This window comes from Pseudomonas sp. GW822-FHT04H02 (assembly GCF_058800645.1).
The window spans coordinates 200,076-224,503 of record NZ_JBXAMM010000003.1 but is presented as its reverse complement, the minus strand read 5'-3'; the positions used below and the strand labels follow the sequence as shown (position 1 = coordinate 224,503).

Below are 24,428 nucleotides of genomic sequence, written 5' to 3'. Positions count from 1 at the left end.
GTCGATAGTCGCGCATACGCCCAGTGAATGATTGTCGCGGCGGGACAGGAGGGGGATCTATGCTCGATGCTCTTCCTGCCGCCAACAACAATGAGGTGCGTCATGCGTGAAGTGGTGATCGTCGACAGCGTACGGACTGGCCTGGCCAAGTCCTTTAGGGGCAAGTTCAACCAGACCCGTCCGGATGACATGGCCGCCCACTGCGTCAATGCGCTGCTCGCCCGCAACGGCATCGACCCGGCCAGTGTCGAGGACTGCATCGTCGGCGCCGGCTCCAATGAAGGGGCCCAGGGTTTCAACATAGGGCGCAACGTCGCGGTGCTCTCGGCCCTGGGCACCGGCACCGCGGGGATGACCCTCAACCGCTTCTGTTCCTCGGGCCTGCAGGCGATCGCCATCGCCGCCAACCAGATCGCCTCCGGCTGCAGCGACATCATCGTGGCCGGTGGCGTCGAATCCATCAGCCTGACCATGAAGAGCGTCAACACCGAAAACCTGGTCAACCCGCTTCTCAAGGAGCAGGTACCGGGCATCTACTTCCCCATGGGCCAGACCGCCGAAGTGGTGGCCCGGCGCTACGGTGTCAGCCGCGAAGCCCAGGACCGCTACTCCCTGCAAAGCCAGCAGCGTACCGCCCAGGCCCAGGCCGCCGGCCTTTTCAGCGACGAGATCGTGCCGATGACGGTCAAGTACAAGGTCGAGGACAAGAACACCGGTGAGGTGCAGATCCTTGATGGCGTGGTGGACCGCGACGATTGCAACCGCCCCGACACCACCCTGGAAAACCTAGCGGCGTTGAAGCCGGTGTTTGCCGACGACGGTTCGGTGACGGCGGGCAATTCCTCGCAGCTGTCCGACGGTGCTTCGATGACCCTGGTGATGAGCCTGGAGCGGGCCCTGGCCCTGGGGCTCAAGCCCAAGGCATTCTTCCGCGGCTTTACCGTGGCCGGCTGCGAGCCGGACGAGATGGGTATCGGCCCGGTGTTCTCGGTGCCCAAGCTGCTCAAGGCCAAGGGCCTGAGCGTGGCTGATATCGATCTTTGGGAGCTCAATGAAGCGTTCGCTTCCCAGTGCCTGTATGCCCGCGACCGCCTGGAGATCGACAACGCCCGTTACAACGTCAATGGCGGCTCGATCTCCATCGGCCACCCGTTCGGCATGACCGGTTCGCGTCAGGTCGGGCATCTGGTGCGCGAGCTGCAGCGGTGCAACCTGCGCTATGGCATCGTCACCATGTGCGTGGGCGGCGGCATGGGGGCCACGGGGTTGTTCGAGGCGGTACGCTAGGTTTCGCTTCGTCGGCAAGCCGGCTCCCGTGGGGCCGGTTTGCGACCTGCACAATCCTGTTTGCGCTTTGTCGCCAACTGTCTCTGTGTCGGCTGCCGGCGCGGGCCTAGTATGTGAGCCTTGCTCGTAAGGCCTTGTGGGGTTCGCATGCACGTCTCGTCCGGTCGCTGGGTCTATGGTCTGTTCCTGGCCTTACTGACCGCGCTGTTGTGGGGCATCCTGCCCATCAAGCTCAAGCAGGTACTGCAAGTGATGGACCCGGTCACCGTGACCTGGTTTCGCCTGACGGTGTCCGGTGGCTGCCTGCTGGCCTACCTGGCGGCGGTGGGGCGCCTGCCGCGCTGGCGAGTGCTGGGGCCCAAGGGTATCTGGCTGGTGCCGATCTCGGTCTGTGGCCTGGTAGGCAATTACGTGCTGTACCTCATGGGCCTCAATCTGTTGAGCCCGGGCACCGCGCAACTGGTGGTGCAGATGGGGCCTATCCTGCTATTGATCGCCAGCCTGTTCGTATTCAAGGAGCGGTTCAGCCTCGGCCAGGGCCTGGGGCTTCTGGTGCTGCTGATCGGCTTTGGGCTGTTCTTCAATCAGCGCCTGAGCGAACTGCTGACTTCCCTGAGCGACTACACCGCGGGGGTCCTGACCATTCTTGCCGCTTCCGCGGTCTGGACCTTCTACGCCCTGGGCCAGAAGCAACTGCTGAGCGTGTGGAATTCCCTGCAGGTAATGATGGTGATCTACCTGTTCTGCGCCTTGTTGCTCACCCCTTGGGCTCACCCGCTGGAGGCGCTGGAATTGAACCCGTTGCAGGGTTGGCTGTTGCTGGCGTGCTGCCTCAATACCCTGATTGCCTATGGCGCCTTTGCCGAGGCTCTGGCCCATTGGGAAGCGTCGCGGGTCAGCGCGACCCTGGCCATTACGCCGCTGGTGACCTTTGTCGCGGTGGCTTGGGCCGCCTGGCTCTGGCCCGAGTATGTGCAGGCCGAGCAGATCAATGGCCTGGGCTATGGCGGGGCGCTGCTGGTGGTGCTGGGGTCGGCGCTGACGGCACTGGGTCCGTCGTTGATGGCGGGGTTGCGAGCGCGGCGGCAGCGGATCGCGGCGGGCTGAGCTTCGCTGGCGAGCCAGCTCCTGCAGTCGGGTTGTGGCAGGAGCTGGCTCGCTAGCGAAGGCGACTGCGGTCTTACCCCTGCTTCCCGGCCTCCAGCATGTTTTCCGGGCGGACCCAGGCATCGAACTGTTCATCGGTCAGGTACCCGAGTTCCAGCGCCGCCTCGCGCAAGGTCAGGTTCTCGGCATAGGCCTTCTTGGCGATCTCGGCGGCCTTGTCGTAGCCGATATGGGTATTGAGCGCGGTCACCAGCATCAGCCCGCGCTCCAGGTGCGCGGCCATCTGTTGCGGGTCGGGCTCCAGCCCGGCGATGCAATGGTGCTGGAAGTTGCTGCAGCCATCGGCCAGCAGGCGGATCGATTGCAGCAGGTTGTGGATGATCACCGGCTTGAACACGTTCAGTTGCAGGTGGCCCTGGCTGGCGGCAAAGCCGATGGTCACATCGTTGCCCATGACCTGGCAGGCCAGCATCGACAGGGCTTCGCACTGGGTCGGGTTGACCTTGCCGGGCATGATCGAGCTGCCGGGCTCGTTGGCGGGGAGCTTGACCTCGGCCAGGCCTGCCCGTGGCCCCGAGCCCAGCAGGCGCAGGTCGTTGGCAATTTTCATCAGGCACACGGCGAGGGTTTTCAGGGCGCCGGAAAGGCTGGTCAGCGGTTCATGGCCGGCCAGGGCGGCGAACTTGTTCGACGCCGTGACGAAGGGCAGGCCCGAGAGCGCCGCCAACTCGGCGGCGATGGCCTCGCCGAAACCGTGGGGTGAGTTGAGCCCGGTGCCTACCGCGGTGCCGCCCTGAGCCAGTTCGCAGACGGCCGGCAAAGCGCTGCGGATGGCGCGCTCGGCGTACCCCAGTTGGGCGATGAAGGCCGAGATTTCCTGGCCGAAGGTAATGGGTGTGGCGTCCATCATGTGGGTGCGACCGGTCTTCACCAGCTTCATGTGCCGCGCCGACAGCTCGGCCAGGCCGCCGGAGAGCTCGGTGATCGCTGGCAGCAACTGGAACTGCACGGCTTGGGCCGCCGCAATGTGCATGGCAGTGGGGAAGCAGTCGTTGGAGCTTTGCGAGCGATTGACGTGGTCATTGGGGTGCACCGGCGTCTTGCCGCCCCGAGGGTTGCCCGCGAGCTCGTTGGCCCGTCCAGCCAGCACTTCGTTGACGTTCATGTTGCTTTGGGTACCGCTGCCGGTCTGCCACACCACCAGAGGGAACTGGTCGTCATGCTCGCCCGCGAGCACTTCGTCGGCGGCCTGTTCGATCAGGCGGGCGATATCGGCAGGGATGTCGCCGTTGCGGTCGTTGACCCGCGCCGCGGCTTTCTTGATCAGGGCCAGGGCATGCAGCACCGCCAAGGGCATGCGTTCGTTGCCGATGGCGAAGTTGACCAGCGAACGTTGGGTCTGCGCGCCCCAGTAGGCTTCTTGCGGGACTTCAACCTGGCCCAGGCTGTCGGTTTCGATTCGGTTCATCGTGGCAATCCTCCTAGTCTGACAGGCCAGTTTAGGCCGTGATCCGCGGCTCGGGTTCCATGCCGGGGGTTTTTCCCCGCCATGGCCGAGCAAAACCGGGGGCCGGTCGGCGTGGGGTTGAGGGACGCGGATTAATAGGCGCAGAATGGGCGCCCTTGGGGTTCTACCTCGCCTGCTAGATAAAGGAAACTCGATGACCCGTTTTCGTGCCATCTGTACCGCGGTTGTTCTGGTGTGTGCCAGCGGCCAGGTTCTTGCCGATACCGCCAGCCACAACGCCAGTGCCGAGGCCTTCCTGACCCTGGCCCATGCGGACAAGCTCGGTACCCCGGTGTACATGCAAGTTCAGCAAATGTTCGCCCAGCGCTTCGAGCAGACCAAAGCCCCGGAATCCAAGCGTGCCCTGCTGGAAACCTACCAGGCCAAGGCCAATGCCGCCCTGGACCAGGCCATTGGCTGGAACAAGCTGAAGCCGGACATGGTCAAGCTCTACACCAGCAATTTCAGCGAATCGGAGCTCAAGGAACTGGTGGCTTTCTATCAGTCGCCACTGGGCAAGAAAGTCCTGGAAAAAATGCCCCAGCTGACCCAGCAATCGGCGCAGATGACCCAGGCCAAGCTGGAAAGCGCGGTACCGGTAGTGAACAAGCTGCTGGCTGACATGACCGCCGAGCTCGAGCCCAAGGCTGCCCCGGCGAAGAAGAAGTAAGCGGAGCCCGCAATGACCATGCAACAACGTATCGAAGCGGCGCTCGGGGCATTGCAGCCCGAGCACCTGCAAGTGCTGGATGAAAGCCACATGCACAGCCGTGGCCTGGAAACCCACTTCAAGGCGGTACTGGTCAGCGAGCAGTTCGCCGGCCTCAACAGCGTCAAGCGCCATCAGAAGGTCTACGCCACCCTGGGTGAGCTGATGGGCCAGTTCCATGCGTTGGCGCTGCACACTTATACGCCTGAGGAATGGTCGAAGATCGGTGTGGCTCCGGCTTCGCCGACCTGTGCCGGTGGCAGTCAGCATTAACCGCGGTTTTTTTGTTAGAATCCGCAACGCGCCGCTTATGCCGGCGCGTTTTTTTTTGCATCCGGTTCACCCTTTACGAGGGTAGCCACCTGGAGATTACCCATGGCACAACCTATTGTCGTGGCGGCACTGTACAAGTTCGTCACCCTCGAAGATTACGTCAACCTGCGTGAGCCCCTGTTGCAGGCAATGCTCGACAACGGCATCAAGGGCACCTTGCTGATTGCCGAAGAAGGCATCAACGGCACGGTTTCCGGCAGCCGCGAAGGCATCGACGGGCTGTTGGCCTGGCTGAAGAACGACCCGCGCATGGTGGATATCGATCACAAGGAATCCTACTGCGACGAGCAGCCGTTCTACCGCACCAAGGTCAAGCTCAAGAAAGAGATCGTTACCCTGGGCGTGCCCGGCGTCGATCCCAACAAGAAGGTCGGGACCTACGTCGAGCCACAGGACTGGAACGCCCTGATCAGCGATCCGGAAGTGCTGCTGATCGATACCCGCAACGACTATGAAGTGTCCATTGGCACCTTCGAAGGCGCCATCGACCCCAAGACCACCAGCTTCCGCGAGTTCCCGGACTACATCAAAGCCCACTTCGACCCGAGCAAGCACAAGAAGGTGGCGATGTTCTGCACCGGCGGCATCCGTTGCGAGAAGGCCTCGAGCTACATGCTCAGCGAAGGTTTCGACGAGGTGTTCCACCTCAAGGGCGGGATCCTCAAGTACCTCGAAGAGGTGCCGCAGCAAGAGAGCAAATGGCAGGGCGACTGCTTCGTGTTCGATAACCGGGTCACCGTGCGCCACGACCTGAGCGAAGGCGACTACGATCAATGTCATGCCTGCCGTACTCCAGTGAGCGTCGAGGATCGTGCATCCGAGCACTATGTGCCTGGTATCAGCTGCCCGCACTGCTGGGACAAGCTGAGCGAGAAGACCCGCCGCAGCGCCATCGACCGGCAGAAGCAGATCGAATTGGCCAAGGCTCGCAACATGCCGCACCCGATTGGTTACAACTACAAGCAATCTTCTTCCGAGGCTTGAGCCATGTCTGCCCGCCTGCTCTATGTGATGGACCCGATGTGTTCATGGTGCTGGGGCTTTGCGCCCGTGGCCCAGGCCCTGGCGGAGCAGGCCCGGGCCGCCGGGGTCGAGGTGCACCTGGTGGTGGGGGGCTTGCGTACCGGTAGCGGTGCGGCCCTGGAACCCAATACCCGGCGCTACATCCTCGAGCACTGGCAGGCGGTGCACCAGGCCACCGGCCAACCGTTCGGCTTCGAGGGCGCCTTGCCCGATGGCTTTGTCTATGACACCGAACCGGCCTGTCGCGCCATCGTCACCGCACGTGGCCTGGCGGCGGACTGCGCCTGGACCCTGCTGGGGCTGATCCAGCAGGCGTTCTATGTCGAAGGCCGGGATGTCACCCTGGCCAGTGTGCTGGTGGAGCTGGCGGAGCGGGCAGGGGTGCCGCGCATCGAATTCGCCGAGGCCTTCGACCGGGCCGAGCAGCATGTGGCTACCGCGGCGGACTTCACCTGGGTCCAGGACCTGGGAATCGCCGGCTTTCCTACCTTGCTGGCCGAGCGTAATGGCCAGTTGGCGTTGCTGACCAACGGCTATCAGCCGCTGAGCGAGCTGTCTCCTCTGTTGGGGCGCTGGCTGGAGCGCGCCGCCTGTGCCTGAACCGGTGGATTCAAGCGTCAGCGGTAAGCCGATCGATCGCCTGAGCTGGGCGCATATCCGTCGCCTGGCTCTTGAGCACAAGAAATCTCTGTGGATCGCCAACGGCGTCGCCGTGCTGGCGACCCTGTGCAGTGTGCCGATCCCGCTGCTGCTGCCCTTGCTGGTGGATGAGGTGCTGTTGGGGCACGGCGATGCCGCTCTGCAGGTGATGAACCGCTTCCTGCCCCAGGGATGGCAGAGTGCCGCTGGCTATATCGGCCTGATGCTCATGGTGACGCTGATCCTGCGCTGCTCGGCGCTGGTGTTCAACGTGATTCAGGCGCGGCTGTTTGCCGGGCTGGCCAAGGACATCGTCTACCGCATCCGCGTGCGGCTGATCGAGCGGCTCAAGCGCATTTCCCTGGGGGAATACGAAAGCCTGGGGGGCGGTACGGTCACCACTCACCTGGTCACCGACCTGGACACGGTGGACAAGTTCGTCGGTGAGACCCTCAGCCGCTTCCTGGTGGCCATGCTGACCCTGGTGGGCACGGCGGGCATCCTGATGTGGATGCACTGGAAACTGGCCTTGCTGATCCTGCTGTTCAACCCGCTGGTGATCTTCGCCACGGTGCAGTTGGGCAAGCGGGTCAAGCACCTGAAGAAGCTGGAAAACGACAGCACTTCGCGCTTTACCCAGGCCCTGACCGAGACCCTGGAGGCTATCCAGGAAATTCGCGCGAGCAATCGCCAGGGCTACTTTCTCGGGCGCCTGGGGCGGCGTGCCGAGGAAGTGCGGGACTACGCTGTGGCCTCGCAATGGAAAAGCGATGCCTCGGGCCGCGCCAGCGGGCTGCTGTTCCAGTTCGGCATCGATATCTTCCGCGCGGCGGCGATGCTGACCGTGTTGTTCTCCGACCTGTCCATCGGCCAGATGCTGGCGGTATTCAGTTACCTGTGGTTCATGATCGGGCCGGTGGAACAGTTGCTGAACCTGCAATACGCCTACTACGCCGCGGGCGGCGCACTGACCCGGATCAACGAGCTGCTGGCGCGGGCCGACGAACCGCAGTACGGCCCGGGTGCGGACCCGTTCGTGGGGCGCGAGACCGTCGGCATCGAGGTCCGCGGCTTGAGCTTCGGCTACGGTGACGAGCGGGTGCTGGACAATATGGACCTGTCCATCGCTCCCGGTGAAAAGGTAGCCATTGTCGGTGCCAGCGGTGGCGGCAAGAGCACCCTGGTGCAGTTGCTGCTGGGGCTGTACACACCGCAGACCGGGGTGATCCGCTTTGGTGGTTCGACCCAGCAGGAAATCGGCCTGGAGACGGTGCGGGAGAACGTGGCGGTGGTGTTGCAGCATCCCGCGCTGTTCAACGACACCATCCGCGCCAACCTGGCCATGGGGCGCGAGCGCAGTGACGAAGCCTGCTGGCAGGCCCTGGAAATTGCTCAGTTGGACGCTACCGTCAGGGCCTTGCCGCAGGGGCTGGACAGCGTGGTGGGGCGTTCCGGTGTGCGTTTGTCCGGGGGCCAGCGCCAGCGCCTGGCGATTGCGCGGATGGTTCTGGCCGAGCCCAAGGTGGTGATTCTCGATGAGGCCACTTCCGCCCTGGATGCTGCCACCGAGTACAACCTGCATCAGGCCTTGACGCGTTTTCTGCGTGGGCGGACTACGCTGATCATTGCCCATCGCTTGTCAGCGGTAAAACAGGCGGACCGGGTTTTGGTGTTCGATGGCGGGCAGATTGCCGAAGATGGCGACCATCAGCAGCTGATTGCCGATGGCGGCCTTTACGCCAAGCTGTACGGGCATTTGCAGCAGGTTCGATAGCCTTGAGTTTTATCCGTCTTTCTGTGCTTAGTGCTTGAATTTCCTGGTGGAACAACCGTTTCAGCTTTAGTGCGGCGGCCCGTTTCCCCGGCCAGTCTGCGTCAGCGGCAGCCTGCCCTGCGCCGGTTCTGTGGAAATTGGCCTAACCTGTGCTGTCTGAGGCGCAACTACTGGGTGTTCATTTGGCTGTGCGCAAGCAAGGACCCTCATGAAGCAAAAGCGGACTTTCGCAACGCCGCGCTTGTTGGGCATCGTCTGGCCCTTCATCGCCGTGGTGTTATTTCAAGCGCTGTTGGGCGGCCTCAGCCTGTACGTACTGTCGGCGGTACGGGGCTATGTGGCTGGTGAAAGCCTGTGGTCCAAGGGCCAGAAAGACGCCATCTACTACCTCAATCTGTATGCCGACAGCCGCGACGAAGGCACTTTCCTCAAGTACCAGAACGCAATTGCCGTGCCCCAGGGCGGGCATGAGTTGCGGGTTGCCCTGGATCACCAGCCACCGGATCTGGAGGCCGCACGCCTGGGCATCCTCAAGGGCGGCAATCACCCGGACGATGTCTCCAGCCTGATCTGGCTGTACCTCAACTTCCGTCATTTCAGCTACCTGGAAAAGGCCATCGATCTGTGGACCGTGGGGGACGGATACCTGTTGCAACTGGACACCGTGGCCCGGGAGATGCACCAGAGGATCGGCAGCAACAGCGCCAGCGAAGGCGACGTGCAGCGCTGGAAGAGTCAGATTTTCGCCATCAATGACGGCGTCACTCCCGCTGCCAAGGCCTTCAGCGATGCCTTGGGCGAGGGTTCGCGGGTGATCTTGCGGCTGTTGCTGGTGACCAACCTGGCAACCGCGCTGGTGCTGATTGCCCTGGCCCTGCTGCGCACGCACAAGCTGCTGGCCCAGCGTCATGCCTTTGCCGACGCCCTGCAACTGGAAAAGGAGCGGGCGCAGATCACCCTGCAGTCCATCGGCGACGGGGTGATCACCACCGACGTCGAAGGTGCCATCGCCTACATGAACCCGGCGGCAGAGGATCTGACTCGCTGGAAGGCCGAGCAGGCAGTGGGGTTGCCCCTGGCAGCCTTGTTCAACCTGCTGGATGAAAATGCCCAGGCTGACGGTTTCACCCTCATCGAACACATCCTCAGCGGTCAGCTCAGCGGCGGCAGCGAGCATTCCAAACTGATCCAGCGTCTGGACGGCAGCACAGTCTCGGTGACCCTGGTGGGGGCGCCGATCCGCAATGCCGGCAAGGTCAGCGGCACGGTGCTGGTGCTGCACGACATGACCCAGGAGCGGCAATACATCGCCAACCTCTCCTGGCAGGCGACCCATGACGCCCTGACCGGGCTGGCCAATCGCCGGGAGTTCGAGTTCCGCCTGGAGCAGGCCCTGCACAGCCTGATTCGCCAGCCGGCACGGCATGCGCTGATGTTCCTCGATCTGGATCAGTTCAAGCTGGTCAATGACACCTGTGGCCATGCTGCCGGGGACGAGTTGCTGCGGCATATCTGCGCGCTGCTGCAGTCGGGCCTGCGCGAAGGCGACACCCTGGCACGGCTGGGTGGGGACGAGTTCGGCATCCTCCTGGAGAATTGCTCGCCAGAGGCCGCGGAGAAGATTGCCGAGGGGCTGCGCCAGACCGTGCAGAATCTGCATTTCGTCTGGAAAGGCCGGCCCTTCGTGACCACCGTGAGTATCGGCCTGGTGCACATCGCCCAGACCCCGACCACCCTCGAAGCCTCGCTGAGAGCGGCGGACATGGCCTGCTACATGGCCAAGGAAAAGGGGCGTAACCGGGTGCAGGTCTACCATGCCGACGATTCCGAGCTGTCGCTGCGCTTTGGCGAGATGGCCTGGGTCCAGCGTCTGCACATGGCGCTGGAGGAAAACCGCTTCTGCCTCTATTCGCAGGAGATCACCGCCCTGGGGCATGTCGAGCGTGGCGGCGGGCATGTGGAGATTCTGTTGCGCCTGCATGACGAGGCGGGTCGGATGATTCTGCCGGACAGCTTCATTCCGGCGGCGGAGCGCTACGGCCTGATGACCTCTCTGGACCGTTGGGTGGTACAGAACGTATTCAAGATCATTGCCCAATGCATTGCCGAAGGCCGTGAAGGGCCAATGGCAATGTGCGCCATCAACCTGTCGGGTATCACCATCGGTGATGATGCGTTTCTCGACTTCTTGCGCGAGCAGTTTGTCGTCTATGGCGTACCGCCAAAGTTGATCTGTTTTGAAATTACTGAAACCAGTGCGATTGCCAATTTGGGCAGTGCCATTCGTTTCATAAATGAACTCAAGGGCTTAGGCTGCCATTTTTCCCTGGATGACTTTTGTGCGGGAATGTCGTCGTTCGCTTATCTCAAACATTTGCCTGTAGACTTCCTCAAGATCGATGGAAGTTTCGTAAAGGATATGCTGGACGACCCGATTAACCGCGCCATGGTCGAAGTGATCAACCACATCGGGCATGTCATGGGTAAGCGCACGATTGCCGAGTTTGTTGAAACACCGCAGATCGAGCAGGCATTGCTTGAGATCGGCGTGGATTATGCTCAAGGCTACATTATTGAACGCCCGCAATTGTTCACCTGTGACAGCCTGCAGTGTCGACCCGTGAGACCACAGCCACTGTTGTTCAAGGCGCCCGGTACGTTCCGTTGAAACCTCTTTTGGATCCGTACATCACAATCAAAAGGAGCCCGACAGTGATCGACACATTCAGCCGAACCGGCCCGCTCATGGAAGCTGCCAGTTACCCCGCCTGGACCCAGCAATTGATCCAGGACTGCAGCGAGAGCAAGCGCCGCGTCGTGGAGCATGAGCTGTACCAGCGCATGCGCGATAACAAACTCAGTGCCAAAGTCATGCGTCAGTATCTGATTGGCGGCTGGCCGGTGGTTGAACAGTTCGCCCTGTACATGGCGCAAAACCTGACCAAGACCCGTTTTGCCCGCCATCCCGGCGAAGACATGGCGCGTCGCTGGCTAATGCGCAATATCCGGGTCGAGCTCAATCATGCCGATTACTGGGTGCACTGGAGCCGGGCCCATGGCGTGACCCTGGAAGACCTGCAGGCCCAGCAAGTACCGCCAGAGCTGCATGCCTTGAGCCATTGGTGCTGGCATACCAGTTCTGCCGATTCCCTGATCGTGGCCATTGCCGCCACCAACTACGCCATTGAAGGGGCTACGGGCGAGTGGTCGGCGCTGGTGTGTTCCAACGGCATCTATGCCGCGGCGTTCCCGGAAGAGGATCGCAAACGTGCCATGAAGTGGCTGAAGATGCATGCCCAGTACGACGACGCCCATCCCTGGGAAGCGCTGGAAATCATCGTCACCCTGGCAGGGCTGAACCCGAGCAAGGCCCTGCAGGTCGAGCTGCGTCAGGCCATCTGCAAGAGCTATGACTATATGTACCTGTTCCTGGAACGCTGCATGCAGCAGGAAAAGACTGCGGTGACCCGCGAGCGCCTGGCACTGGCCGAAGGCTGAGTCAGGGAATGTCGGGCGCTTCGATTGCCGCGCACGCTGGGCGTGTGGGGTGATGAAGTTGCCCGTGCATCAACGGGGCAGGGCGCTACCTTGTGCTCAGCCCGCCATTGCCAGGCGGTTGCGCCCTTCGCGCTTGGCCACGTACAGCGCGCTGTCGGCGCGTCGCAACAGGCTTTCTGCGGATTCTCCCGGTAGCAGAGTCGAACACCCCAGGCTTACGGTAAGTTCGATCGGCTGACCATCGGCTCGGTAGTCCTGGGCCTGGGCGGCATGGCGCAGACGCTCGCCCACCATCGCCGCGGCTTCGCGCCCAGTGTTGGACAGCAGGATCAAGAACTCTTCCCCGCCAAAGCGAAACACCATGTCGACATTGCGCAATTGCCCCTTGATTGCCGCGGCAACGGCCTTGAGCACTTGATCGCCGGCGCTGTGGCCGTGGTTGTCGTTGATGCGCTTGAAGTGATCGATGTCCAGCATCAGCAGCGACAGTGGAAGCAGGTGACGACGGGCCATTTCGATTTCCCGTTGCAGGGTCTGGTCCATGGCGATGCGATTGCCGGTATCGGTCAGTGGATCCCGCAGGGCGCTGCGAGTGGCGGCGCGATACAGCAGGGCATTGCGCATCGGGTACAGCAGGGTCGAGAGCAGCGATTCCAGGGAGCCCTGTTCTGATTCGCTGAAGCGCTGGTTGCGGCGAAAGACCAGCTCGCCCATCGGTTCGCCTTCGTGGCTCAGGCTGTAGCTGATGGAGTGATGGCCGCGCTGGCCGAACTCCAGGCGCAGGTCGCTCGGAGTGTGCTGGTACTGCAGGGCATCCAGGGGGACCAGGCGCTGAACCTCACGAAAGAACAGGCCCAGGATGCGTTGCGGTTCAAGGCTGGTCTGCAGCTGCAGGCCCAGTTGCTGGCGCAACTGGGCGAGGCTGATGGGCTGCTTGATCAGTGGCGACTGCTGGCCAAAGCCCAGGCGTTGCAATTTGGCGCTATCGAAGTCAATTGCGTTGGTCTGGGTCGGTGTTTTCATCTGAGCTTGAGCCCCCTGAGCACTGTGTACGGTCTAACTGCCTGGGTGAGAGCGGCTCAGAGCTGCGCGTCATACTGTTCCATCAGTCCCGTAGGACAACGCGCATATTTTAGGCCGTCTCGCCTGTGGCTATAAAGCCCTCAGCGCAAGCCGTTTTCCACAGCGTCAATGCACTGTGTATTGAGTGTCGTTAGAGCGAAACTCGTGCCATTCGGTTCATATTGGGAAAACTTGTTTGGATTCAGAAGGTTGGGTTTCGGCGTAAAAAGGCTGTCGTCAAAAATGACATTTGTTTGGCTTGAAACCTACGCGGGGTAGGCATTGCCGAGGCGTCGCGACGGTATTCCGTCGCGACGAACGGGAGGGGTATTACTGCGCGTCGAAGGCTTGACCGTTGATCCCGGTGCTGTCCGGCCCCATCAGGTACAGATAGACCGGCATGATTTCTTCCGGGGTCGGATTGTTGCTGGGGTTTTCTCCCGGGTAGGCCTGGGCCCGCATGCTGGTGCGGGTGGCGCCTGGGTTGATGCTGTTGGCCCGCACCGGGGCCACGGTGTCCAGCTCGTCGGCCAGGGTCTGCATCAAGCCTTCGGTGGCGAATTTCGACACGCCGTAGGCGCCCCAGTAAGCCCGGCCCTTGCGGCCAACGCTGCTGGAGGTGAAGACCACCGAAGCATCCTGGGACAGCTTAAGCAGGGGCAGCAGGGTGCTGGTAAGCATGAACATGGCGTTGACGTTGACCTGCATCACACGCATGAAGTTCTCCCCGGAGAGCTGCTCCAGAGGCGTGCGCGGGCCGATGATCGAGGCGTTGTGCAACAGGCCGTCGAGGTGGCCGAACTCGGTTTCGATCATGGCCGCCAGTTCGTCGTACTGGTGCGGGAGGGCGGTTTCCAGGTTGAACGGGATTACCGCCGGCTGCGGATGGCCGGCCGCCTCGATGGCGTCGTAGACCTCGGTCAGGTTGGCTTCGGTCTTGCCCAGCAGCAGCACGGTGGCGCCATGAGCGGCAAAGGTCTTGGCGGCGGCGGCGCCGATGCCACGACCGGCGCCGGTGACCAGAATGACCCGGTCCTTGAGCAGTTCTGGGCGAGCGGAATAATCAAACATAAAAGGCCTCAACAGAAATTGGATCGTCCCCGGCGCTTAGCCGGGCATGCCGCTGCTCAGCAGCTGCACAGCGCGTTGTCCAGAACCTGGCGCAGTTCCAGCGGGTGACTGACCACCACGTCGGCGCCCCAGTGCCGTGGGTTGTCGTCCGGATGGATATAGCCATAGGTCACCGCAGCGGTCCTGGTGCCCGCATCGCGGCCGGATTCGATATCGCGCAGGTCATCGCCGACAAACAGCACGCTGGACGGGGCCAGGTCGAGCATCTTGCACGCCAGGATCAGCGGTTCGGGGTCGGGCTTGCTGTTCTTCACGTGGTCAGGGCAGATCAGCAGTGCCGAGCGCTCGGCCAGCCCCAGTTGCTGCATGATCGGCTCGGCGAAGCGCAGCGGCTTGTTGGTGACCACGCCCCAGACCAGGTGGGCCTTTTCGATATCTGCCAGCAGCTCGGCCATGCCGTCGAAGAGCTTGCTGTGCACGGCGCAATGCTTGAGGTAGCGCTCGAGAAACTCCAGGCGCAGTTCCTCGAAGCCCGGGGATTCGGGGTCCATGGAGAAGGTCACCGCCACCATGGCGCGGGCGCCGCCGGAGATCTCGTCGCGAATGTGCTGGTCGGCGATGGGTGGCAGGCCGCGATCACGGCGCATGCCCTGGCACACCGCGATGAAGTCCGGAGCGGTATCGAGCAGGGTGCCATCCATGTCGAAGAGAACGGCTCTGATAGCCATGTCTTACTCCTCTCGCAGGGTCTGGATCATGTAGTTGACGTCCACGTCCGGGGCCAGCTTGTAGTGCTTGGTCAGCGGGTTGTAGGTCAGGCCGATGATGTCCTTGACGGTCAGGCCGGCAGAGCGGCTCCAGGCACCGAGCTCGGATGGGCGGATGAACTTCTTGAAGTCGTGGGTGCCGCGCGGCAGCAGCTTCATGATGTATTCAGCGCCGATGATGGCGAACAGGTAGGCCTTGGGGTTGCGGTTGATGGTGGAGAAGAACACCTGGCCACCGGGCTTGACCATGCGGAAGCAGGCGCGAATCACCGACGAAGGGTCCGGCACGTGCTCGAGCATTTCCAGGCAGGTGACCACGTCGAATTGCTCGGGCATTTCCTCGGCCAGGGCCTCGGCAGTGATCTGCCGGTACTCGACGTTGACGCCGGATTCCAGCTGGTGCAATTGCGCCACGGCCAGCGGGGCCTCGCCCATGTCGATGCCGGTCACGGTAGCGCCGCGCTGGGCCATGGCTTCGCTGAGGATGCCGCCGCCGCAACCGACGTCGAGGACTTTCTTGCCCGCCAGGCCGACCCGTTCGTCGATCCAGTTTACCCGCAGGGGGTTGATGTCGTGCAGGGGCTTGAACTCGCTTTCACGGTCCCACCAGCGATGGGCCAGGGCTTCGAATTTGGCGATTTCAGCGTGGTCGACGTTGCTCATGGGTAGTGCTCCAAAGCTAGAAAATTCTCTGTCGGGCCTCGAGCCTGTGCTCAAGGCCCGGGTTATGGGTGGTGGCCGCTGATGCGCCGGGCCCAGTCGCGGGCGGTAGCGCCCAGCTGATGCTCGTCCAGGCGGGTCAGGCGTCGGTCATCCAGCAGTTGCTTGCCGGCGACCCATACATGTTTCACGCAGTCTCGGCCGGTGGCGTAGATCAGTTGCGACACCGGGTCGTAGATCGGCTGCTGGGCCAGGCCGGACAGGTCGAAGGCTGTCAGGTCTGCGGCCTTGCCGATTTCCAGGGAGCCCACTTGGCTTTCCAGGCCCATGGCCCTGGCGCCGTTGAGGGTAGCCATGCGCAGTGCGCGATGGGCATCCAGGGCGGTAGCCGACCCGGCCACGGCCTTGGCCAGCAGCGCGGCGGTACGGGTTTCCCCCAGCAGGTCCAGGTCGTTGTTGCTGGCGGCGCCATCGGTGCCTACCGCCACGTTGACTCCGGCCTGCCACAGGCGTTCTACAGGGCAGAAGCCGCTGGCCAGTTTCAGGTTGGATTCCGGGCAGTGAATGACGCTGGTGTTGGTTTCTACCAGTAAAGCCAGGTCGTCATCGCTGATTTGGGTCATATGAACGGCCTGGAAGCGTGGTCCCAGCAGCCCCAGGCGAGCCAGGCGCGCCAGCGGTCGCTCACCGTGCTGCTCCACGGATTGCTGCACCTCGTGGGCGGTCTCATGCACATGCATGTGGATCGCAGCGTCGAGTTCTTCGGCAATGATCCGGATTTTTTCCAGGTTCTCGTCGCCAACGGTGTAGGGTGCATGAGGGCCGAAGGTGATGTTGATTCGCGGATGATGCTTGAGATCGCCGAACAGCTCTACGCCCTGGCGGATGGCTTCGTCGGCATTCTGGGCACCGGGAATCGGGAAGTCGAGAATGGGGATGGCGACCTGTGCTCGCATGCCGCTGTTGTGCACCCGCTCACTGGCAACCTTCGGGAAGAAGTACATGTCCGAGAAACAGGTGATCCCACCCTTGATCTGCTCGGCGATGGCCAGGTCGGTGCCGTCGCGGACGAAGGCTTCATCCACCCACTTGGCTTCGGCGGGCCAGATGTGCTTTTCCAGCCAGGTCATCAGCGGCAGGTCATCGGCCAGGCCGCGAAACAGGGTCATGGCGGCGTGCCCGTGGGCGTTGATCAGGCCCGGGGTGAGCAGCGTGTCGGGCAGTTCGCGGATTTCCGTGGCGCGATACTTCAAGGCCTCGGCGCGTGGGCCGATGAACACGATGTGCCCGTCGCGGATGCCCAGGCCGTGTTCCCTGAGGACGACGCCGGCCGGCTCCACCGGCACCAGCCAGGTCGGGAGCAGCAGCAGGTCGAGCGCAATGTCGCGGTTCGGCATCGAGTATCGGTCCAGGGCTTTATATAAAAGGATGGCGAAGTATACCCGAGCGTCCTGGCAGGGGGATCGCTATAATCGGCGGCTTTTGTTCATGAGTGCGGGGTGAGGGATGCGCGATCGTCTGTTGGCTGCGGAGAAAGTCAGGGCCATTGAATGGCGGGATAGCACTCTGTACCTGCTCGATCAGCGGGCCTTGCCTTTCGAGGAATCCTGGATTGCCTATGACAGCGCCGCTGGAGTGGCCGAGGCGATTCGCTCGATGGTGGTCTGTGGGGCGCCGGCCATTGGCATCAGTGCTGCCTACGGCCTGGTTCTGGCAGCACGTGGACGATTTGTCGCAGGTGGCGACTGGTTTGCGGCGCTGGAAGAGGATTTCACCTTGCTGGCGGATGCCGCTCCTGCGGCGGTGAATCTGTCCTGGGCGCTCAATCGCATGCGCGAGCGCCTGGAGCGGGTCAGGGAACATGCTGATCCGTTGGCAGCGCTAGAAGCTGAAGCCCTGGCCATTCATGAGAGCGATCGCGAAGCCAACCTGACCATGGCTCAGCTGGGTGTGGACCTGATCCGGCGGCATCAGGGCAACCCCCAGGCCCTGTTGACTCACAGCAATACCGGCGCCCTGGCCACCGGTGGCTTCGGCACGGCCCTGGGGGTGATTCGCGCGGCCTGGCTGGAAGGTATGGTGGAGCGGGTCTACGCCGATGAAACCCGGCCCTGGCTGCAGGGTTCGCGCCTGACGGCCTGGGAGCTGGCCAGCGAAGGCATTCCGGTAACGGTAAATGTCGATGCAGCCGCCGCGCACATCATGAAGACCAAGGGCGTGACCTGGGTCGTGGTGGGGGCGGACCGCATCACTGCCAATGGCGATGTAGCGAACCAGATTGGCACTTACCAGCTGGCGGTCAATGCCATGCACCACGGTGTTCGCTTCATGGTGGTGGCGCCCAGTTCGAGCATCGACATGAGCCTTGCCAGCGGTGATGACATTCCCTTGGCAGAGCGGGCGGGCGAGGAGTTGCTGGAGATCGCGGGCAAGCGCATGGGGGAGGGGGTAGAAGGCTTCAATCCGCTGTTCGATGTCACGCCAGCGGACCTGATCGATGCCATCGTCACCGAGAAGGGCGTTGTCGAGCGGCCGGACACGGCCAAGATGGCGCAATTGATGTGCCGCAAGCGCTTGCACTGACGAGTGTCCGGGCAAGTCGTTGGTGGCGGCTTCCCGGGAAAGCTGTCAGCTCAGTAAAAAGCGCTTAATTATGTGCGAATTTGGCCTCTGAGCCCCTCTCGTCTCTTATCAGGCTGTCACCGGTCAACTAACTATGCTCCATGCGCGTCAGGGGGATAGGTGCGTGGCGGCGATTGTGATAACATCCGGCGGTTTCCAAGGTGGTCCGACGCGGCTGCCTTCACTGCGCAAATCCATGGCATAACTTGTTGATTTGTCGTAAGTCGGTGCATGGCACTAGGCCTGCAGCGGCGAGCTTCGTTCGTCCCATATGGATGTGACGAAGTTTCACCAGAAAAAGGAATCAGGCTTCTCATGGGCGAACTGGCCAAAGAAATCCTCCCGGTCAATATCGAAGACGAGCTGAAACAGTCCTACCTCGACTACGCGATGAGCGTAATCGTCGGGCGGGCACTGCCTGATGCGCGCGATGGCTTGAAGCCCGTGCACCGGCGTGTGCTGTACGCGATGAGCGAGCTCGGTAACGACTGGAACAAGCCGTACAAGAAATCTGCCCGTGTTGTCGGTGACGTGATCGGTAAGTATCACCCGCACGGTGATACCGCGGTGTACGACACCATCGTTCGTATGGCCCAGCCATTCTCCCTGCGCTACCTGCTGGTAGACGGCCAGGGTAACTTCGGTTCGGTCGACGGCGACAACGCGGCGGCCATGCGATACACCGAAGTTCGCATGACCAAGCTGGCGCACGAGCTGCTGGCCGACCTGCACAAGGAAACCGTGGACTGGGTGCCGAACTACGACGGTACCGAGATGATCCCGGCGGTCATGCCGACCAAGATCCCCAACCTGCTGGTCAACGGTTCCAGCGGTATCGCCGTGGGCATGGCGACCAACATTCCGCCGCACAACCTCGGTGAAGTCATCGATGGTTGCCTGGCGCTGATCGACAATCCCGAGCTGACTGTCGACGAGCTGATGCAGTACATCCCCGGCCCGGATTTCCCGACCGCGGCGATCATCAACGGTCGCGAAGGCATCATCGAGGCCTATCGCACCGGCCGTGGCCGCATTTATATGCGTGCCCGCTCGATCATCGAAGACATCGACAAGGTTGGCGGCCGCCAACAGATCGTCATCACCGAGCTGCCTTACCAACTGAACAAGGCGCGGTTGATCGAGAAGATCGCCGAGCTGGTGAAAGAGAAGAAACTCGAAGGCATCACTGAACTGCGCGATGAGTCCGACAAGGACGGTATGCGCGTCGTGATCGAGCTGCGTCGTGGCGAAGTGCCTGAGGTGATCCTCAATAACCTCTACGCCCAGACCCAGCTGCAAGCAGTGTTCGGCATCAACATCGTGGCGCTGATCGACGGCCGTCCGCGGATCCTCAATCTCAAGGATCTGCTGGAAGCCTTCGTTCGTCACCGTCGTGAAGTCGTTACCCGGCGTACCGTGTTCGAGCTGCGCAAGGCTCGTGAGCGTGGCCACATCCTTGAAGGCCAGGCCGTTGCCCTGTCCAACATCGATCCGGTGATCGCCCTGATCAAGGCCTCGCCGACGCCGTCGGAAGCCAAGGAAGCGCTGATCAGCACCCCTTGGGAGTCCAGCGCGGTCATGACCATGGTCGAGCGTGCCGGTGCGGATTCCTGCCGTCCGGAAAACCTTGATCCGCAATACGGTCTGCGCGACGGCAAGTACTTCCTGTCCCCGGAACAGGCACAAGCCATTCTGGAGTTGCGCCTGCACCGCCTGACTGGCCTGGAGCACGAAAAGCTGCTGGCCGAGTACCAGGAGATCCTCAACCAGATCGGCGAGCTGATCCGCATCCTCAATAGCGCCACGCGCCTGATGGAAGTGATCCGCGAAGAGCTGGAAGTGATCCGCGCCGAATACGGCGACGTGCGCCGCACCGAGATTCTCGATGCCCGCCTCGACCTGACCCTGGGTGACATGATCCCGGAAGAAGAGCGTGTGGTGACCATTTCCCACGGCGGCTACGCCAAGACCCAGCCGCTGGCTGCCTACCAGGCCCAGCGTCGTGGCGGTAAAGGCAAGTCGGCCACAGGCGTCAAGGATGAGGACTACATCGCTCACCTGCTGGTTGCCAACAGCCACACCACGCTGCTGCTGTTCTCCAGCAAGGGCAAGGTGTACTGGCTGAAGACTTATGAAATTCCTGAAGCATCCCGTGCGGCACGCGGTCGTCCGCTGGTCAACCTGCTACCGCTGGATGAGGGTGAATACATCACCACCATGCTGCCGGTAGAAGAGTACACCGAAGGTCACTACATCTTCATGGCGACCGCCAACGGCACCGTGAAGAAGACCCCGTTGGAGTCCTTCAGCCGCCAGCGCAGCGTGGGCCTGATCGCCCTGGAGCTGGACGAAGGCGACGTGCTGATCAGTGCCGCCATCACCGATGGCGAGCGTGAAGTCATGCTGTTCTCCGACGGAGGCAAGGTCACTCGCTTCAAGGAGTCCGACGTGCGCGCCATGGGCCGTACCGCTCGCGGTGTGCGCGGCATGCGCCTGGCGGAAGGCCAGAAGCTGATTTCCATGCTGATTCCGGAAGAAGGCAGCCAGATCCTCACCGCCTCCGAGCGTGGTTTCGGCAAGCGTACCGCCATTGGCGAGTTCCCCGAGTACAAGCGTGGCGGCCAGGGCGTTATCGCCATGGTCAGCAACGAGCGTAACGGTCGCCTGGTTGGCGCGGTGCAGGTGCTGGATGGTGAGGAGATCATGCTGATTTCCGATCAGGGCACCCTGGTGCGTACTCGTGTCGACGAAGTGTCGAGCCTGGGCCGTAACACTCAAGGCGTGACCCTGATCAAGCTGGCCAGCGATGAAACCCTGGTGGGCCTGGAGCGGGTGCAGGAGCCATCGGAAATCGAGGGCGAAGAGTTCGAAGGTGAAGAGGGTGCTGAATTCGAGGGAGCCGTGCTGGATGCGGTTGCCGATACCGATGAGGCAGCCGAAGGCCAACAGGCAGACGCCGCAGGCGAAGAAGAGTCGCAAGACTAAATAAATCGTAGCAGGGCAGAGTGTTTGCTCTGTCCGCTACCGTGAATGCATAGCGAGAGTGGATGTGAGCAAACGAGCCTATAACTTCTGCGCAGGTCCCGCTGCGCTACCTGAAGCTGTCCTGTTGCGTGCCCAGGCCGAATTGCTGGATTGGCATGGCAAGGGCCTGTCGGTCATGGAAATGAGCCATCGCAGCGATGAGTTCGTTTCCATTGCCACCAAGGCCGAGCAGGATCTGCGTGATCTGCTGAATATCCCCTCGAACTATAAAGTGCTGTTTCTGCAAGGCGGCGCCAGCCAGCAATTTGCCCAGATCCCACTGAACCTGCTGCCCGAGGGTGGCAAGGCCGACTATGTCGACACCGGTATCTGGTCGCAGAAAGCCATTGAGGAAGCCTCCCGCTACGGGCAGGTGAATGTGGCGGCCACTGCCAAGCCTTACGACTATTTCGCAATTCCCGGCCAGAACGAATGGCAGCTGTCGCCAGATGCGGCCTACGTGCACTACGCGCCGAACGAAACCATTGGCGGCCTGGAATTCAACTGGATCCCGGAAACCGGCGACGTTCCCCTGGTGGCCGACATGTCGTCCGACATCCTCTCGCGCCCTGTGGATATCTCCCGTTTCGGCATGATCTACGCTGGCGCGCAGAAGAATATCGGCCCCAGCGGCATCCTGGTGAACATCATTCGCGAAGACCTGCTGGGGCGTGCCCGTTCGCTGTGCCCGACCATGCTCGACTACAAGGTCGCGGCGGACAACGGCTCGATGTACAACACGCCGCCGACCCTGGCCTGGTATCTGTCCGGCCTGGTGTTCGAATGGCTCAAGGAGCAGGGCGGGGTTGAAGCCATCGCCAAGCTCAATGAGGCCAAGCAGCGCACCCTGTACGATTTCATCGACGCCAGCGGCCTGTACAGCAACCCGATCAACAAGACCGACCGCTCCTGGATGAACGTGCCGTTCCGTCTGGCCGATGATCGCCTGGACAAACCGTTCCTGGTGGGCGCCGAGGCTCGCGGCCTGTTGAACCTCAAGGGCCACCGCTCGGTGGGTGGCATGCGCGCTTCCATCTACAACGCCGTGGACATCAACGCAGTCAATGCGCTGGTGGCCTACATGGCGGAGTTCGAGAAGGAACACGGCTGATGTCTGAGCAAGAACTCAAGGCTTTGCGCCTGCGTATTGACGCCCTGGACGAGAAGGTCCTGGAGCTGATCAGTGAGCGCGCGCGCTGTGCCCAGGAAGTGGCGCGGGTCAAGATGGGCTCCCTCGCCGAGGGCGAAGTGCCGGTGTTCTATCGTCCCGAGCGTGAAGCCCAGGTGCTCAAGCGGGTGATGGAGCGCAACCAGGGGCCGCTGGGCAATGAAGAGATGGCGCGCTTGTTCCGCGAAATCATGTCTTCGTGCCTGGCCCTGGAGCAGCCATTGAAAGTGGCCTACCTCGGTCCTGAAGGTACCTTCACCCAAGCCGCGGCCATGAAGCACTTCGGTCATGCGGTGATCAGCAAGCCGATGGCAGCGATCGATGAGGTGTTCCGTGAAGTGGCGGCCGGCGCCGTGAACTTCGGCGTGGTGCCGGTGGAAAACTCCACCGAGGGTGCGGTGAACCACACTCTCGACAGCTTCCTCGAGCACGACATGGTGATCTGCGGTGAAGTCGAACTGCGCATTCACCATCATCTGCTGGTGGGTGAGAACACCAAGACCGACAGCATCAGTCGCATTTATTCCCATGCCCAGTCCCTGGCCCAGTGCCGCAAGTGGCTGGACGCCCATTACCCGAATGTCGAGCGCGTGGCGGTGTCCAGCAACGCCGAGGCGGCCAAGCGGGTCAAGGGCGAGTGGAATTCGGCGGCGATCGCCGGCGACATGGCGGCAGGCCTGTATGGCCTGACGCGCCTGGCAGAGAAAATCGAGGATCGTCCGGACAACTCCACGCGCTTTTTGATGATCGGTAATCAGGAAGTGCCGCCGACCGGCGACGACAAGACCTCGATCATCGTGTCCATGAGCAACAAGCCCGGTGCCTTGCACGAGCTGTTGGTGCCATTCCACGACAATGGCATCGACCTGACGCGAATCGAGACCCGACCTTCGCGCAGTGGCAAATGGACCTATGTGTTCTTCATCGACTTCGTCGGCCACCACCGTGATCCGTTGGTCAAGGGTGTGCTGGAAAAGATCAGTCAGGAAGCAGTAGCACTCAAGGTGCTGGGTTCCTACCCGAAAGCGGTTCTCTGAGGCTTTAACAATGAGTGGCGACTTCCTCGCACTGGCACAACCAGGCGTGCAACAACTTTCGCCTTACGTTCCGGGCAAGCCCGTGGACGAACTGGCCCGTGAGCTGGACATCGATCCGGCCACCATCGTCAAGCTGGCGAGCAATGAAAACCCGCTGGGCGCCAGCCCCAAGGCCCTGGCGGCGATTCGTGACGAGCTTGCCGAGCTGACCCGTTATCCGGATGGCAACGGTTTTGCCCTCAAGTCCCTGCTGGCCGAGCGCTGCGGTGTAGAAATCGACCAGGTGACCCTGGGCAACGGTTCCAACGACATTCTGGAGCTGGTGGCTCGTGCCTACCTGGCGCCTGGCTTGAATGCGGTGTTCAGCGAGCACGCATTTGCCGTCTACCCCATCGTTACCCAGGCTGTCGGAGCCCAGGCTCGCGTGGTTCCGGCCAAGAGCTGGGGGCATGACCTGCCAGCCATGCTCAAGGCGATCGATGATCGGACCCGTGTAGTGTTCATCGCCAACCCGAACAACCCGACCGGTACCTGGTTCGGTGCCGAGGAGCTGGACGAGTTCTTGCAGGATGTACCGGCCCACGTGCTGGTGGTGCTGGACGAGGCCTATATCGAGTACGCCGAGGGCAGCGACCTGCCGGATGGCCTGGACTTCCTGGCGGCCTACCCGAACCTGCTGGTTTCGCGAACCTTCTCCAAGGCCTATGGCCTGGCAGCCCTGCGGGTCGGTTATGGGCTGTCGACCCCGGTGGTGGCGGATGTGCTGAACCGTGTGCGCCAGCCTTTCAACGTCAACAGCCTGGCCTTGGCTGCGGCTTGCGCCGCACTTGAGGATATGGACTACCTGGCCGAGAGTCGTCGTCTGAACGAGGCCGGCATGCAGCAGTTGGAGGAGGGGGTCCGTGATCTGGGCCTGAGCTGGATTCCTTCCAAGGGCAATTTCATTGCCGTGGACCTGGGGCGTGAGGCTGCGCCGATTTTCCAGGGGTTGTTGCGTGAGGGGGTGATCGTGCGTCCGGTAGCCAACTACGGCATGCCAAATCATTTGCGCATCACCATCGGCCTGCCGGCGGAAAATACTCGTTTCCTTGAGGCCTTGGCCAAGGTTCTGGCCCGTGCTTGATGTCATTCCAATGCAAT

General features: G+C 62.1%; 20 protein-coding genes. 14 read left to right on the top strand and 6 right to left on the bottom strand.

The window, feature by feature from the left end; genetic code table 11:
* Positions 1-102: 102 nt before the first annotated feature.
* A complete protein-coding gene (locus tag AC1RMG_RS13240) occupies positions 103-1,287 on the top strand; it encodes a thiolase family protein (RefSeq protein WP_207239750.1) in 1,185 nt (394 codons plus the stop codon).
* 147 nt (positions 1,288-1,434) lie between these two features.
* Positions 1,435-2,394 (top strand): DMT family transporter, encoded by a 960-nt coding sequence (locus AC1RMG_RS13235; RefSeq protein WP_019093385.1) that lies wholly within the window; start codon positions 1,435-1,437, stop codon positions 2,392-2,394.
* A 73-nt stretch (positions 2,395-2,467) separates the two neighbouring features.
* On the opposite strand, the gene AC1RMG_RS13230 is transcribed toward AC1RMG_RS13235, so the two are convergent.
* Complete coding sequence (locus tag AC1RMG_RS13230; protein WP_011062598.1) at positions 2,468-3,862, bottom strand: class II fumarate hydratase; 1,395 nt, start codon at positions 3,860-3,862, stop codon at positions 2,468-2,470.
* Between the two features lie 193 nt (positions 3,863-4,055).
* On the opposite strand from AC1RMG_RS13230, the gene AC1RMG_RS13225 reads away from it, so the two are divergent.
* The 7 genes from AC1RMG_RS13225 (at position 4,056) to AC1RMG_RS13195 (ending at position 11,877) form a co-directional block, all read left to right on the top strand.
* Positions 4,056-4,571 carry a DUF2059 domain-containing protein gene (locus AC1RMG_RS13225; protein ID WP_015636579.1) on the top strand — a complete coding sequence of 172 codons (516 nt, stop codon included), beginning with the start codon at positions 4,056-4,058 and terminating at the stop codon, positions 4,569-4,571.
* Positions 4,572-4,583: 12 nt separating this feature from the next.
* Complete coding sequence (locus AC1RMG_RS13220; RefSeq protein WP_011062596.1) at positions 4,584-4,883, top strand: BolA family protein; 300 nt, start codon at positions 4,584-4,586, stop codon at positions 4,881-4,883.
* Positions 4,884-4,985: 102 nt separating this feature from the next.
* A complete protein-coding gene (gene trhO / locus AC1RMG_RS13215) occupies positions 4,986-5,927 on the top strand; it encodes an oxygen-dependent tRNA uridine(34) hydroxylase TrhO (protein WP_011062595.1) in 942 nt (313 codons plus the stop codon).
* A 36-nt stretch (positions 5,928-5,963) separates the two neighbouring features.
* A complete protein-coding gene (locus AC1RMG_RS13210) occupies positions 5,964-6,566 on the top strand; it encodes a DsbA family protein (RefSeq protein ID WP_169892285.1) in 603 nt (200 codons plus the stop codon).
* 31 nt (positions 6,567-6,597) lie between these two features.
* Complete coding sequence (locus AC1RMG_RS13205; protein ID WP_169892275.1) at positions 6,598-8,379, top strand: ABC transporter ATP-binding protein; 1,782 nt, start codon at positions 6,598-6,600, stop codon at positions 8,377-8,379.
* Between the two features lie 208 nt (positions 8,380-8,587).
* A complete protein-coding gene (locus AC1RMG_RS13200; protein ID WP_011062592.1) occupies positions 8,588-11,047 on the top strand; it encodes an EAL domain-containing protein in 2,460 nt (819 codons plus the stop codon).
* A 77-nt stretch (positions 11,048-11,124) separates the two neighbouring features.
* Positions 11,125-11,877 carry an iron-containing redox enzyme family protein gene (locus AC1RMG_RS13195; protein WP_220802812.1) on the top strand — a complete coding sequence of 251 codons (753 nt, stop codon included), beginning with the start codon at positions 11,125-11,127 and terminating at the stop codon, positions 11,875-11,877.
* Positions 11,878-11,973: 96 nt separating this feature from the next.
* Here the strand turns inward: AC1RMG_RS13195 and AC1RMG_RS13190 are convergent, their stop codons facing one another.
* The 5 genes from AC1RMG_RS13190 to AC1RMG_RS13170 all read right to left on the bottom strand — a co-directional run bounded on the left by AC1RMG_RS13190 (position 11,974) and on the right by AC1RMG_RS13170 (position 16,834).
* On the bottom strand, positions 11,974-12,900 hold the full coding sequence (locus AC1RMG_RS13190; protein ID WP_011062590.1) for a GGDEF domain-containing protein: 927 nt from the start codon (positions 12,898-12,900) through the stop codon (positions 11,974-11,976).
* Between the two features lie 369 nt (positions 12,901-13,269).
* A complete protein-coding gene (locus AC1RMG_RS13185; RefSeq protein WP_015636577.1) occupies positions 13,270-14,010 on the bottom strand; it encodes a YciK family oxidoreductase in 741 nt (246 codons plus the stop codon).
* A gap of 56 nt (positions 14,011-14,066) precedes the next feature.
* A complete protein-coding gene (gene mupP / locus AC1RMG_RS13180) occupies positions 14,067-14,738 on the bottom strand; it encodes an N-acetylmuramic acid 6-phosphate phosphatase MupP (RefSeq protein ID WP_011062589.1) in 672 nt (223 codons plus the stop codon).
* A 3-nt stretch (positions 14,739-14,741) separates the two neighbouring features.
* On the bottom strand, positions 14,742-15,440 hold the full coding sequence (ubiG, locus tag AC1RMG_RS13175; RefSeq protein ID WP_011062588.1) for a bifunctional 2-polyprenyl-6-hydroxyphenol methylase/3-demethylubiquinol 3-O-methyltransferase UbiG: 699 nt from the start codon (positions 15,438-15,440) through the stop codon (positions 14,742-14,744).
* A gap of 62 nt (positions 15,441-15,502) precedes the next feature.
* Positions 15,503-16,834 carry a TRZ/ATZ family hydrolase gene (locus AC1RMG_RS13170; RefSeq protein WP_065365452.1) on the bottom strand — a complete coding sequence of 444 codons (1,332 nt, stop codon included), beginning with the start codon at positions 16,832-16,834 and terminating at the stop codon, positions 15,503-15,505.
* 109 nt (positions 16,835-16,943) lie between these two features.
* Between AC1RMG_RS13170 and mtnA the strand changes: the two genes are divergently transcribed.
* From mtnA to hisC, 5 genes are all read left to right on the top strand, one after another.
* Positions 16,944-18,020 (top strand): S-methyl-5-thioribose-1-phosphate isomerase, encoded by a 1,077-nt coding sequence (gene mtnA, locus AC1RMG_RS13165; RefSeq protein WP_258611061.1) that lies wholly within the window; start codon positions 16,944-16,946, stop codon positions 18,018-18,020.
* Positions 18,021-18,374: 354 nt separating this feature from the next.
* Complete coding sequence (gyrA, locus tag AC1RMG_RS13160; RefSeq protein WP_011062585.1) at positions 18,375-21,044, top strand: DNA gyrase subunit A; 2,670 nt, start codon at positions 18,375-18,377, stop codon at positions 21,042-21,044.
* Between the two features lie 64 nt (positions 21,045-21,108).
* Positions 21,109-22,194, top strand: a complete 1,086-nt coding sequence (gene serC, locus AC1RMG_RS13155) for a 3-phosphoserine/phosphohydroxythreonine transaminase (RefSeq protein ID WP_026019999.1) — start codon at positions 21,109-21,111, stop codon at positions 22,192-22,194.
* A complete protein-coding gene (gene pheA / locus AC1RMG_RS13150) occupies positions 22,194-23,288 on the top strand; it encodes a prephenate dehydratase (RefSeq protein ID WP_011062583.1) in 1,095 nt (364 codons plus the stop codon). Before serC ends, pheA begins: the two co-directional genes overlap by 1 nt.
* Positions 23,289-23,298: 10 nt before the next feature.
* The gene (gene hisC / locus AC1RMG_RS13145) at positions 23,299-24,411 is read left to right on the top strand and encodes a histidinol-phosphate transaminase (RefSeq protein WP_493169403.1); all 1,113 of its coding nucleotides are present in this window, start codon (positions 23,299-23,301) and stop codon (positions 24,409-24,411) included.
* The last annotated feature ends 17 nt before the right edge of the window (positions 24,412-24,428 follow it).